Annotated in this window: 12 protein-coding genes; 5 read left to right on the top strand and 7 right to left on the bottom strand. The window is 53.4% G+C overall.

Annotation, left to right across the window (positions count from 1 at the left end; all coding sequences use genetic code 11):
* Positions 1–48: 48 nt before the first annotated feature.
* A complete protein-coding gene (locus CWE07_RS07475; protein ID WP_111569141.1) occupies positions 49–783 on the bottom strand; it encodes a BamJ family beta-barrel-assembly machinery protein in 735 nt (244 codons plus the stop codon).
* Between the two features lie 102 nt (positions 784–885).
* Between CWE07_RS07475 and CWE07_RS07470 the strand changes: the two genes are divergently transcribed.
* The 3 genes from CWE07_RS07470 (at position 886) to CWE07_RS07460 (ending at position 3116) form a co-directional block, all read left to right on the top strand.
* Entirely contained in the window at positions 886–1875 is a 990-nt protein-coding gene (locus tag CWE07_RS07470) for a WD40 repeat domain-containing protein (RefSeq protein WP_111569142.1), read from the top strand.
* A gap of 122 nt (positions 1876–1997) precedes the next feature.
* Entirely contained in the window at positions 1998–2231 is a 234-nt protein-coding gene (locus CWE07_RS07465) for a SlyX family protein (protein ID WP_126818991.1), read from the top strand.
* Positions 2232–2246: 15 nt separating this feature from the next.
* The gene (locus CWE07_RS07460; RefSeq protein WP_111569143.1) at positions 2247–3116 is read left to right on the top strand and encodes a phosphoribulokinase; all 870 of its coding nucleotides are present in this window, start codon (positions 2247–2249) and stop codon (positions 3114–3116) included.
* A 26-nt stretch (positions 3117–3142) separates the two neighbouring features.
* Here CWE07_RS07460 and CWE07_RS07455 read toward each other — a convergent pair whose 3' ends face one another.
* The 6 genes from CWE07_RS07455 to CWE07_RS07430 all read right to left on the bottom strand — a co-directional run bounded on the left by CWE07_RS07455 (position 3143) and on the right by CWE07_RS07430 (position 9506).
* Entirely contained in the window at positions 3143–3493 is a 351-nt protein-coding gene (locus CWE07_RS07455; RefSeq protein ID WP_111569144.1) for a DUF3802 family protein, read from the bottom strand.
* 101 nt (positions 3494–3594) lie between these two features.
* Positions 3595–5067 carry a succinylglutamate-semialdehyde dehydrogenase gene (astD, locus tag CWE07_RS07450; protein WP_111569145.1) on the bottom strand — a complete coding sequence of 491 codons (1473 nt, stop codon included), beginning with the start codon at positions 5065–5067 and terminating at the stop codon, positions 3595–3597.
* A gap of 52 nt (positions 5068–5119) precedes the next feature.
* Complete coding sequence (gene astA, locus CWE07_RS07445) at positions 5120–6178, bottom strand: arginine N-succinyltransferase (RefSeq protein WP_241974094.1); 1059 nt, start codon at positions 6176–6178, stop codon at positions 5120–5122.
* On the bottom strand, positions 6171–7382 hold the full coding sequence (locus CWE07_RS07440) for an aspartate aminotransferase family protein (protein WP_111569307.1): 1212 nt from the start codon (positions 7380–7382) through the stop codon (positions 6171–6173). The genes astA and CWE07_RS07440 overlap by 8 nt, the downstream gene beginning before the upstream one ends.
* A gap of 249 nt (positions 7383–7631) precedes the next feature.
* Positions 7632–8825 (bottom strand): HDOD domain-containing protein, encoded by a 1194-nt coding sequence (locus tag CWE07_RS07435; RefSeq protein ID WP_111569146.1) that lies wholly within the window; start codon positions 8823–8825, stop codon positions 7632–7634.
* A 51-nt stretch (positions 8826–8876) separates the two neighbouring features.
* The gene (locus CWE07_RS07430) at positions 8877–9506 is read right to left on the bottom strand and encodes an anthranilate synthase component II (protein WP_111569147.1); all 630 of its coding nucleotides are present in this window, start codon (positions 9504–9506) and stop codon (positions 8877–8879) included.
* A gap of 1064 nt (positions 9507–10570) precedes the next feature.
* Between CWE07_RS07430 and CWE07_RS07425 the strand changes: the two genes are divergently transcribed.
* Both CWE07_RS07425 and CWE07_RS07420 read left to right on the top strand, forming a co-directional pair.
* On the top strand, positions 10571–11809 hold the full coding sequence (locus tag CWE07_RS07425; protein ID WP_111569149.1) for a TolC family protein: 1239 nt from the start codon (positions 10571–10573) through the stop codon (positions 11807–11809).
* A gap of 10 nt (positions 11810–11819) precedes the next feature.
* On the top strand, positions 11820–12977 hold the full coding sequence (locus CWE07_RS07420; protein ID WP_111569150.1) for an efflux RND transporter periplasmic adaptor subunit: 1158 nt from the start codon (positions 11820–11822) through the stop codon (positions 12975–12977).
* Positions 12978–12988: the final 11 nt, after the last annotated feature.

Genomic DNA, 12988 nt, shown 5'->3' with positions numbered 1-12988 from the left:
GGAACGATTAAAAAAAGGTGCCAAGCGGCACCTTTTTTATTGTCAGACTTACTCTTCGTCGTCGCCAACAATACTAAGCAGCTCGACTTCGAAAATTAAAGTTGAGTTAGCAGGAATGCGTCCGCCACCCACTTCACGCTCGCCGTACGCCAATTCTGCTGGAATCACAAAACGATAATGCGCGCCCTCACGCATTAATTGTAAGCCTTCAGTCCAACCAGGAATCACTCGATTAAGTGGGAACACCGCAGGTTCGCCGCGCTGATATGAGCTGTCAAATACATCGCCGTTGACTAAGCTACCTTCATAATGCACTTCAACATAATCCGTTGACGCCGGGCGCTCGCCCTCACCTTCACGGATAATTTCATATTGCAGGCCTGACTCAGTGATCACCACATTATCGCGCTCAGCATTTTCCGCTAGGTATTCCTGACCTTCACTCATGGCACGCCCGCCAACGATCTCAGCTCGCTGACGCTGGACTTGCTCTTGCAGGGCAATCAAAATATCTTCTGCTTCCTGCTGGCTCATACGCGAATCGCCGCGTGCACTTTCTGCAAATGCGCGAATAATAATATCGCTATCAAGCTCAACGCCCGCTTCCTGTTGGTAGCTCAGGTTTTCTTCCACATAGATTCCAATCGATGCGCCAAGGGCATAAGACTGACGTTGAATTTCATCGTCAAAATCGATTTCAACCTCTTGCTCAGCTTGGTTACCACAAGCGCTCAGTGCCAATGTTAGGGCTGACACTGCAAATACTTTTTGCATCGTTTTCATAGCTAGTTCCAATCTTGTCTGGTTGTTATTGAGTTTATTCGTGCGTCACTTCGAATCACTGTTATAGTGACTCTAGTGTACACATATTACGAGTGCTGACCAATGAGAAACTTGTATCGCCTCAGTTGGGTTATTGCGTCGTGGATAGCCCTTACCGCCTGCTCTGGTGGTATCGAACTGGACGAGCGCTATGAACGCTCGCCATCGCGCACCCAAGCCGCCGCGATCGCCCAGGACGGCAGCGTGGCGGTCGTCGCTACCAGCGAGCACGGTTTACGCCTGATTGACTTGGAAAGCCAACAAGTGCGCCACAACTGGCAACAAGACCAAGATGGTATAGCACAAATTGTGAGTGTAGCGCTATCTGCTGACAACCGCGTCGCAGTCGCTGCCAGCCGAGAAACTGTCGCCATGTGGGACGTGCGCGACGGCTCGGTGCTCGGATATTGGCGCCACGAAGATTCATTTATTACTGACGTGGCTGTATCTAATCGAGGTCGCCACCTGGTCATCGCACGAAGTGACGGCGTGGTGCTGATTTTTGAACCTGAAAGTGGCCGTAGACTCGAGTTCTTCGGTCATAGCGAACGCGTTAATTCAGTCGATGTCAGTGCTAACGGACGTTTTGTGATAAGCGGTGCTGATGACTTTACCGCGCTGGTATGGCGCTCCGACAACGCTCAAGTCATCCAGCGCTTCAATGAGCAAGGGCGTGTCGGACGCGTGCGTTTCAATCCCGACGGTAGTAGCGCTTTAGTGGCGAGTGCACAGCAAGCTACCATATGGCACCTCACCCGCGGCGAAGTATTGGCCGAACTCAGATACAGAGCGCGTCATCGTTCTTTTTTAAGCGCAGCGTTCTCACCCGATGGTGACTATTTAGTGACTGGGTCACCGTCACGCCATATTGAAGTCTGGCGCACAAGGGATGGCGAGCGCATGTATACCGTGCAAACCCGTGGCCGCGATAGCGAACACCCACCTCGGGCTGCGGTGCTGGCTGTTGGTTTTAGCCCCCAAGGCGACGGCATATTGAGCGAAAGCAGTGCTGGCTTCGGCGAGCGCTGGCGCTTACCCAATGACGCACGCTAGCAGCTAACCTCAATAAATATGCACAAACCAAGTAAACAGGCTGCAAACGAGTTACACTAACGGGTAAGAATGAACGTGGGTCGCCTTGCGCCCTACGCAGTTAAGATTAAGAGAGTCGCGAAGTGAGTCAACAACCAAACCTAAACGATTTGAACCGTCGAATTGAAGATTTAGAGAGCCAACTTGCGTTTCAAGAGCAAACCATTGATGAGCTCAATCAATTAGTAACGGAACAAAATGGTGAACTGGCGACGTTTAAACGACACTTGCAGTTGCTCGCATCACGTCTAAGCCAAGTACGTGATCAGCAAAGTGAAAATTCAAGTTTAGTGGATGAGAAGCCTCCCCACTATTAACCATGCGAGTGAAGTATGTCGGCTAAACACCCAATTATTGCAATTACCGGTTCTTCCGGCGCTGGCACATCAACCACAGGCCAAGCCGTACGTCATATCTTCCGTAATTTGAATCTCAATGCCTGCTTTATTGAAGGGGATGCCTTTCATCGCTATTCACGTCCAGAAATGGATTTAGCTATTCGGCGCGCCCAAGAACAAGGTCGCCATATTAGCTATTTTGGGCCAGAAGCGAATGACTTTGAACGTTTAGAAACCCTGTTTTCTGGTTACTCAGACTCAGGAGAAGGCGAAACCCGACGCTATTTACATAGTTTTGATGACGCCGTGCCATATAACCAGATGCCAGGTACCTTTACCCCTTGGGAACCTGTGCCAGCAGGCAGCGATTTGCTGTTTTACGAAGGCTTACACGGTGGGGTGAAAGGCCAGGGCTACGACGTTGCTCGCCATGTTGACCTGTTAATTGGCATGGTGCCCATCGTTAACCTTGAGTGGATTCAAAAGTTACTACGCGATACCTCTGAGCGCGGCCATTCGCGTGAAGCCGTGACCACCAGTATTGTGCGCAGCATGGATGATTATATTCATCACATCGTGCCGCAATTTTCGCGCACCCACATTAACTTTCAACGCGTGCCCACGGTCGATACGTCAAACCCATTTAGTGCCAAGGATATTCCGTCACTCGATGAGAGCTTTGTCGTCATTCGCTTTCGCGGTATGCGCCACGTCGACTTCCCGTACTACTTACAGATGATTGATGGGGCGTTCATGTCACGCATTGACACTATGGTGGTGCCGGGAGGCAAGATGGGGCTCGCCATGGAGCTAATTTTGACACCGCTGATTGACGAGTTGATGGACAGACGTGGGCGTGATTAAGCCCACGACATTTTGTTCGTCTTGTATCAGCCTTCCAACTCGCTAATACGCGCGTCTAATAAGTTTTTCACTAAGCCAGTAAACTCTTCAATAAAGGTTTGCTGTGATTCGGTCGGGTAAGTGTTTAATACGGACGCCAAGACTTCTTCCAGGTCGTATAAAATAGCATCTGCTTCGCGCACGATATCAAAACGCACCTCTTGGCTGACGTCATGCTGCTGGCTGACACGCATAATTTTATCAGACAAAGAATCTTCTAACTGCTCACGCACGGTAAATGAAGCTCTCGCGCCACTATCGCCAGCGGCCTCGAATACCCCTAGTTGCTGGGTCAAGTATTGAATTAACTCAATGTATCCGTCGCTCTCTACAATCATGGTCTGCTCTTTATATGCGTTTCAATCCATTTCGCTACTGTAGAGCCCCTGCGCCAACGTTGAGTGGCAGAGACTCTACCTAAGCATGGCACCAGTTCAGCTTAGAACGTCAAACCTGGTGATAGCGTTTCCGGCAATTTAACTTTATCGGCTTCCACTGATGCGACTGGGTACGCGCAGTAGTCCGCCGCATAGTAAGCGCTCGCGCGATGGTTACCACTATCGCCAATTCCACCAAAAGGTGCCGCACTGCTAGCACCGGTAATCGGTTTATTCCAATTCACGATACCCGCGCGAATATGCAATAGGAAGTCATCGTACACGGCTTTGTCATCTGCCAGCAAGCCCGCCGACAAACCAAAGCTGGTGTTGTTTGCTTCATCGATCGCCGCGCTTAAGTCGTTATAACGATACACCTTCAACAACGGTCCAAAGTGCTCTTCGTCCGGCAACGCTTGCGCGTGCGTCACATCAATGATGCCTGGGGTGACAAAGCCCTTATCCGCCTCAGGCTGCGTTAGGGTCACTAAAGATTTCGCGCCTAAGTCGAGAATCGCTTGTTGCGCTTTGACCATGCCTGCCGCTGCTTTGGCTGAAATCATCGCACCCATGAATGGGGCTGGGTCTGCGGCGTAATCACCCACCCGGATGCTTTGGGTCACAGCGACTAAGCGTTTCAAAATAGCGTCGCCATTGGCGCTATTTTCAATAAATAAACGTCGCGCACAGGTGCAACGCTGCCCACTGGTGATAAATGCCGATTGCACAATATCATGCACGGCAGCGTCAATGTCAGCGACGTCTTTGATAATAAGGGGGTTGTTGCCACCCATCTCAAGGGCCAAAATTTTGCCCGGTTGGCCACCAAATTGCTCATGCAATAATTTGCCCGTGGTCGAGGAACCGGTAAAGAACAAGCCATCGACTTGCGGGTTGCGCGACAATGCTTTGCCGGTTTCGACTAAGCCATGGACCAAGTTTAGTACACCGTCAGGTAAACCCGCTCGTTGCCACAACTGCATGGTTTTCTCTGCCACCAGCGGGGTTTGCTCACTCGGTTTGAATACCACTGTGTTACCAGCGATCAACGCAGGCACGATATGGCCGTTGGGTAAGTGCCCAGGGAAATTATACGGGCCGTACACTGCCACAACACCATGTGGACGGTGGCGAATGAACGCTTTCGCGCCCGGCATCGGGTTTTCAACTGTGCCGGTACGCTCATGGTAAGCGCGCTCTGAAATGGCGACCTTACTGACCATAGCAGCGACTTCGGTGCGTGTTTCCCAGATTGGCTTACCCGTATCTTGGGCAATCGCGAGCGCCAATTCTTCTTTATTTTGCTCAAGCAATTCGGCAAAACGCTTAGCAATCTTAAGGCGTTTATCAAACGACATCCGCGCCCACGCTGGAAATGCTTGGCGTGCAGCGTGCACTGCCTGATCGACTTGTTGTGGCGTCGCACAGCGACCTTGCCACACGACCTGATTGCGCGCAGGGTCGATAGATTCTAAGACTTCACCTTCACCGGCCAACCACTGGCCGTTGATCCATAAGCTTGCATGTTCTGACATCAAATTATCCTCATCATCTAGACGCCCTTGAGGGCTTGTCTGCTGCGCACCTTTACAATGGAGCGATGCGCACTTGATCACCGCTTTGCACATTCAATGCTGCGGCGACGCGCGGGTCCAGTATCACATCATCACCTTGGCAATTTAGCTGGGTGTGACACGCGCGGAATTGCTGTACATCGAGATTACACACTAAATAACTCTCGGAGACTTCAGGCGTACCCACTTGAACTCGCATCAAACGGCTATTACGCACCGTTTTTAGCTGCTTAAGGTCACCTTCTACTGTGGGGCCTGCGTCGAAAATATCAATATAATCTCTAAATCTTAGCCCTTCAGACTGCAGTAACTTCAAGGCTGGCAACGTATTTTGATGCACCTTGCCGATTACATCTTGCGCACTTTTATCTAGCATGTTGACGTAGATTGGAAAGCGCGGCATGAGTTCAGCCACAAAGGTTTTATCGCCAATACCAGTTAAGTAGTCAGCGCGCGGAAAGTCCATGGTAAAAAAGTGCTTTTCCAACCACGCCCAGAATGGAGAGCGCCCATTCTCATCGGAAACACCGCGCATTTCGGCAAATACACGCGGCGAGAAGCGCTGACTAAACTGCGCTAGGAACAGCAATCGAAACTTCGACATCGCACGCCCGTTGCGGCCAAACCGGTATGGTTCACGCACGAACAGCGTGCAAAGTTCAGTCGCCCCAGTGTAATCATTACACAGGGTCAGGGTTTGCAAGGCGTTATACACATTGTGCTTTGGCGAGTGATGTACCACTTTGCCTAAATGGTAGTGATAAAAAGCATCGCTCAGGCCAACCGCGGCTTCAATACCCGCCACCCCAGCGATTTCGCCCTTTGCCGTGTCTTCCATGACAAACAAGTAGCCTTCTTCACCTGGTTGCGTTACCTGAGGTAAGGCAAAGGCCTGCTGTGCGCGTGCAATCCGCGTGCGCAACAAACCTTCATCGACCGGTAGCGAAGTAAACCCGTGTCCAGATTCCACTGCACATTGGTATAGAGCATCGTAATCCGACTCTCGAATAGGTCGAATCACCAACTGCCCTTCGCTCGCTTGCATGCGTGGCGTCCGCTGTGCCTTAGGCATGGCTTGCTACAACCTGTGCAACCGCCTGCTCAAACCGTTGCATACCTTCAGCAATATCGTGTTCAGGAATAATCAATGATGGGGTGAAACGCACCACATCCGCACCTGCAATCAACACCATCAAGCCATGTTCTGCTGCGGCTAATAAGAACTCCCGAGATTTACCTTTGTAAGTATCGTTTAGTGCTGCACCTAACAACAAACCTTGGCCACGCACTTCACTAAATACATGATATTTTTCGTTGATTGCATGCAATGCATCACGGAATAATTGCTCGCGTTGCTTCACGCCATTCAATACGTCTGGCGTATTAACCACATCCATCACCGCCTCTGACACCGCACATGCCAACGGGTTACCGCCGTACGTGCTGCCATGTGTGCCTGGCTTTAAGTGGGCTGCAATGTCAGCCGTAGTTAGCATCGCACCAATTGGGAAACCACCGCCTAGCGCCTTGGCAGTACTTAGAATATCTGGCGTTACGCCACTTTGCTCATAGGCATACAAAGTACCCGTGCGTCCAAAGCCTGTTTGTACTTCATCGAAAATTAATAATGCTTGGTGCTTGTCGCATAGTTCGCGCACACCTTTCAAGAACGCTTTATCACCAGGTACAACACCGCCTTCGCCTTGCAACGGCTCAATCATCACCGCACAGGTTTTTGCACTCATCACAGCCTCAAGGCTGGATAAGTCATTAAATTCAACGTGCTCGATTGCGCCAGGCTTAGGCCCAAAGCCATCTGAATACGCCGCTTGTCCACCGACGGTCACCGTGAAGAACGTACGTCCGTGGAAGCCTTTTTGGAACGCAATGATTTGCTGCTTGTCTTCACCGTGCTTTTCCAAAGCCCAACGGCGCGCCAGCTTCAATGCCGCTTCGTTCGCTTCGGCGCCTGAGTTAGCAAAATATACACGGTCAGCAAATGTGGCGTCGGTTAACTTTTTCGCCAAGCGGATTGCTGGCTCATTGGTTAAAACGTTACTTAAGTGCCACAGTTTTTGGCCTTGTTCGGTCAGTGCGTTCACCATCGCAGGGTGACAATGGCCAAGGCAATTCACGGCGATCCCCCCTGCAAAGTCAACGTACTCGCGACCTGCTTGATCCCAAACACGTGAACCTTCGCCTTTGACCGGAATAAAAGCGGCAGGGTTATAGTTAGGCACCATCACGTCGTCGAACATTTCGCGGGTAACTGACATGGCTTGAGACTGTGCTTGAGACATAGTGAACTCCTGATTGCGGCATCAATAGCTTAAAATTAGACTCGCTATTATGCCATGAAATCAGTTATTTGTCTGGAGGATAACAAGATTGTGCGTAATCTAAGCGCGCGGTAAGTAGACTTTCAGGCTAACTGCATAACTAAGCACGCTATTGCTTGTCGCGTGCATAGATATGTTAAAAAAATTTTCTACATGGCGCTTAAAACGAATGGTGTAGCCTTAAGTTTACGCGTTTGCATTGCCGCGATCGCGGGCTAGGATCAGCTTTTTCAGGTTCACTTTACGCAATTCAAGGATATCTTTGGCATTTAGTTCACTGGCTGCAAACATCCGCTTGCCGTCTTCGAGTGACGCAAGGTTTGCGCTGTGTAGCATGCGAAACTCACTAAATGTATTCGCTTGCCATAGCAGCCGTGCATAGCCACTGGTCTCGGTTATGCTCTGAGCGCTGGCGAATTCTTCGTAGATACGATGTAACGGCAAACGCTCAAGCTCAAAGCCAGCAAACAGCATATGTGTGACCTGACGCTCTTTTTGCAGCATTAAATCACGCAGAAACTGCTGGTCTGGCTCAATCTGCACTAGCGCGTTATAACGTGCCGATGTGGTTTCATTGCGTAAGTCACGCAACATCAGCTGACGTACGTCATCAAATATTTTGACATACAAACGCGCCAGCACCACTTTGCCCATTTCATGGAAAATGCCGGCATTAAACGCGATTGCTGGGTCTAACTTGCCATCCAGCTCGGCCAAGCGCTGGCTAACGACTGCGGTCGCCATCACGTGCTGCCACAACTTGCGGCGTAATAATACAAACGGCGCTTCAGCCGGCGGTAACCAATTTTGCATGGTCAGTGCCGGCGCAATAATTTTAATGTCTTCCGTACCGACAAAGTTCATCGCACCACGAAAGTTCGAAATACGCGCGCGCTTTGGGTCATTCGGGTCAGCAAATGGTGGTAGGTTGACCATTTTGACCATCCCCACGTGCAGCCAATCGAGGCCATGGGACAGTTCTTCAATTTTGCGTGAGCTCGCGGCTGGCGAGAACAGGGTATCCATGAGCTTAGGGCCATTATCTGCCAACATTAGTACCCGCTCGCGAATATACGTCTGCTCCTGGAGGCGCTTTTCAACTGCCAAATACAAGCGCTTATGCAACTGCTGCTCTACCTCTTGACGCACTTTGTCATGCACCGCTTGCTTACGTGCTTGTTCGGCACGGCGGCGCTGTTCAACCTCAAGAAGCTCACGGCTGATCGCTTTCTGGTCGTCGTCCAAGCCCTCCTCAGTCATATATTGCCCACGTGCAAAGTTGAGACTGATCAGGTAATTGATAAACCGACGCCCAAGTAACGCAACACGGTCACTTGATTCAGATTGGGTAGATACAGAAAATTGCGCGTATTGACTCACTAAGCTGAAACTCCTGCTTATATTAGATAACCTTCAAGTCGCCTGCACAGTTTAGCGCAAACTCTGGCTAAGCTCACTTAAATCTGCACTTACAGGTAAGCCTGCATGGGCACAAAATGCGGCCAAAATACGATGGCCATACTCAGTTAATACTGATTCTGGATGAAACTGAATACCATATATGGCGTGTTCGCTATCACGGATGCCCATGATTTCGCGATACGCTGAATGCGCCACCCAAGCGTCCTCGACCAAGCCATTAGGTAGTGTATCGGCCGCAACCAGCAAAGAATGATAGCGCGTGACACGAAACTCTGGAGGTAAGCCGGCAAAAAGCCCTTGCCCATGGTGTGCCACCAACGACGTCTTACCGTGCATGACCTGATTCGCTCGCACCACGTTTGCACCATATGCTTGCGCAATTGCCTGGTGCCCAAGACACACACCCAATATGGGTACTTGTCCAGCAAAACGCTCAATAGTAGCAAGACTAATCCCAGCGTCACTCGGTGTGCCCGGTCCGGGTGAAATAATAACCCCCGTGGGCGCCATGTCACAAATCGCTTGCACACTAATTTGATCGTTGCGGTAAACAACCACTTGCTGCCCTAGCTCATTAAAGTAGCGCACTAAATTATGCGTAAATGAATCGTAGTTGTCGATCATCAACAATTTAACCATGGCAACCTCTTGTTTTTTCTGTATTTTTTTTAATCATTCTTGGGTCTATATACACAGATATATACACACATGCACCGGATTTCGGCAGCACAAGCGCCGGATAATGCCCTTGTGGGGTGGCAGCGAGCATGGAGGCTGGCCTCACGGTGCGTCTCTGCAAGACGCCTTGATGAGACTCCTTGCAAGACTGCCGGCCTGAATGCCGGTGAGCGACGCGCACAACCGCGCACCACGAGGACGTGGTGCGCGAGGCGCTACCTATGGCTGGGGGATTTAATGGCATCGGGCAATCTCCTGAGTCTTGGAGCCGCCATGCCGGAGAGCCATCTATTGAACCTTGCCCGCCGGTGGGGCGGCAAGGTGCGGATCAAAGCCGCAACGACGTGCCGCTTCTACCGGAAGCGCCACCACTGAGCAATGTTGATCGATGCAGTACGGGTCATGGCAGACCGAGTTAAACCGGGGAAGATGCGTAGGAAGCGAATCACCCCACAGCAGCTTCATATCCGAAGCATTGTAACATGCACCTCTCTTTGCCGTCTAACAGTTGAGCTGCAAGGAGTCGCTTTCCTAGCAAGGCTTCGAGCATCCGATCAAGGTGGGCGTTGACCCTATTGGCCGTCGAAATTGATTGCGAACTTGGCTCATTCCATGGTAGCCTGCTGCAATGATGCGTATTTTGTTCAGACATAGGCTGGCAGTGATGGCGTTGCTTCTTGCAACGTTCGTTGTCATTCCTATGGCTGATGCGGTCTTGTGCGCATCTGAGGGTGGGGATACGTATTCATACGTTGAAACCCATAGTGACGATAGCAAGGACAAGGATTCCGACTTCGGTCATGGCGCCTGCAGCCACGGGCATTCTCACCATACATACGACCACGTTCCCCCGCGTTCAGCGGTCGAGGTCGCTTCCCTGCCCCTGGCGCACCAATGGCCAGACAGTGATGCCATCGCATCACACACGCCTGATGGATTGATGCGCCCCCCCAAAGCCTGACGAATCCGGACCGTGCTGCTTGCACGGTCGTTTCGTCAACTCGTTTAGCTTTGGGAGTCTTCTCATGTTTATATCGTTCGACCGACCGCTATGCGCGGTTGGCTTTGCTGTGGTCGCTACAACGATCACGCTGGCATCACCAGCAAGTGCCGAGCCCGCTCCGCCTTATGAAACACTGATCGAGCATCTCGATCGAACCCCGGCGACACTAGAAGCCGAAGCGTTGCTCGACGCCGCCAAGGCGCGCGCGCAACAAGCCCATGCGTTGCCTAATCCTTCCATTTCCCTGGAAGCCGAGAACGCTTACGGCCGCGCGCCGTTCACTGGCTATGGCGCCGCAGAGACCACGTTTTCCGTCAGTCAACCTCTGGAACTGTGGGGACAGCGGGGTGCACGTATTGGTGCCGCCCGGGCGGAAGCTGACGCGGCTGCTCTGCGCCGCGACCAATCGCGATGGGCAGTGGCCGGCCGCCTGGCGCTGATCTATGCCGAGGCGGAAGCCGCTTCCTTGCAGTATGAGCTGGCCGTCGAGGCACTGTCGCTGACGCAGGCGGATGCAAGCGCGGTGATGGCCCTTATAGAAGAAGGTCGTGAGCCCACGCTTCGTGGCATCCAGGCCGAAAGCGAGGTGGAGGCTGCTCGTGCCGTCGTGGACGAAACACAGGCAAACCGAGATGCGGCTTTCGCGCGTCTCGCCGCAGCAGCGATGCTGACCGAACCTGTCACATCCATCGGAACCAGCCTGCTAGATCGCGCACCCAGCCCCTTTGCACAGGATGTACGCAATCCCTTGGCTGTTCAGATTGCCGAAGCCGAACTGGATGCGGCTGGTCAATCCGTAACCGTGGAGCGACTGCGTGCTCGTCCCGACGTGACTGCTTCGCTCGGTGTCCGGCGATTCGAAGAATACGACACCCAAGCACTTATGTTCGGCATCAGCGTATCCGTTCCGCTGTTCGATAGGAATAAGGGCGCTATCAGTGCAGCGCGTGCCGAGCAGCGAGCTGCCGAGGCGCGGCTGACCGGTTTGAAATTGGAGGTCCAGGCAGATCGCAGTGCTGCACAAGCCCGCCTCACTGCATCGATCACTCGGACACGTGCTGCCGACAACGGCGTCGCTGCTGCAGAAGAAGCCTACCGCCTCGCACGCGCCGGGTTCGATGCCGGGCGAATCTCGCAGTTGGAACTGCGCAGCATACGGGCGGCCTTGATTGCCGCACGCAATACCGCAGTGGACGCACGCCTGGCGCGCGTCCGTGCAGAAGTCGAACTCGCGCGCCTTGACGGCCGCACCCCATTTTGAGGAAGCATAGATGACAACCACAAATATCCGGCTCCTCTGTGGAGCAGTCCTACTTGTCGCACTTGGAGCGGGCTTTGGCCTTGCCCAACTGATCCCCCACACGGAGCACGCTGCTTACGTCAAGGGTGATGATCATGATGACCACGATGACGAGGCGCCCGAAGGTGTTGTCGTCCTGACAGCGCGACAAATCGAGGCGTCAGGCATCGGTATCGTCGCGGTGGGTCGTGGCGGCGGCAACGAGACTCGACTGACGGGGCGGGTCGAATCCGCCCTAGACGCACGCACAGCGATCTCCGCCATCGTGGGCGGCCGAGTCGAGCAGGTACAGGTCGCACCCGGCTCGCCGGTTGAAGCGGGCCAAACGCTGGTTGTGGTGATCAGCGGCGAAGCCGCCACTCTGCGCGCCAATGCCGAGGCCGCGGCCGCCGAGGCGGAAGCCGCACGCCTGGAATATCGACGCGACTCGAATCTGGTCGAACTGGGCGTGGTGGCCCGCCGGGAACTGGAAGCGTCCCGCGCCCGCTCACTGGCCGCCGATGCGGCAGCCAGGGCGGCACAGGCACAGGTGGTGGCAGCCGGCGCCCCTGACGCACAGGGCCGTGTCGCCATCGTCAGCCCGATCGCGGGTGTTGTCGGCACAGTCCAAGTCACGCCGGGCGGATTCGTCGCTGCCGGTGGTGGCGTCGCGGAGGTTTCCAATCCCGCGCAGACCGAACTCGTCTTCACCGCGCCACCGGCCCTGGCGGCGCAGGTGATCTCCGGATCTCGCATCGGAGTCAGAAGCCCCTCCGGCGATTTCGAAGCGGTGGTATTAGGGGTGGCCGCCAATGTGCGTGAGCAAGGCAATGCCACCCTCATCCGGGCTCGTCCGGTTTCGGGCGTCCTGCCACCCGCCGGCTCGCCAGTGACGGGGGTCATTGTTACCGATAGGCAGGAAGATGGCCTGACCGTCCCCGCCGACGCGGTGCAAACGGTGGACGGGCGATCGGTGGTGTTCGTCGCCACTGACGAAGGCTTCCGGGCAACGCCGGTGCTCGCTGGCCGTCAAGCTGGCGGCCATATCGAGATACTGAACGGGCTTGATGGCTCAGAGCGCATCGTTGGGATCAACGCCTTCCTTTTAAAAGCCGAACTCGCCAAAGGCGAGGCCGAACACAGCCACTGAGGAAGCAACCC

Source organism: Aliidiomarina maris, assembly GCF_003987335.1.
In the GTDB taxonomy this organism is placed as follows: Bacteria; Pseudomonadota; Gammaproteobacteria; order Enterobacterales; family Alteromonadaceae; genus Aliidiomarina; species Aliidiomarina maris.
This window is presented reverse-complemented; position numbering and strand designations above follow the sequence as displayed.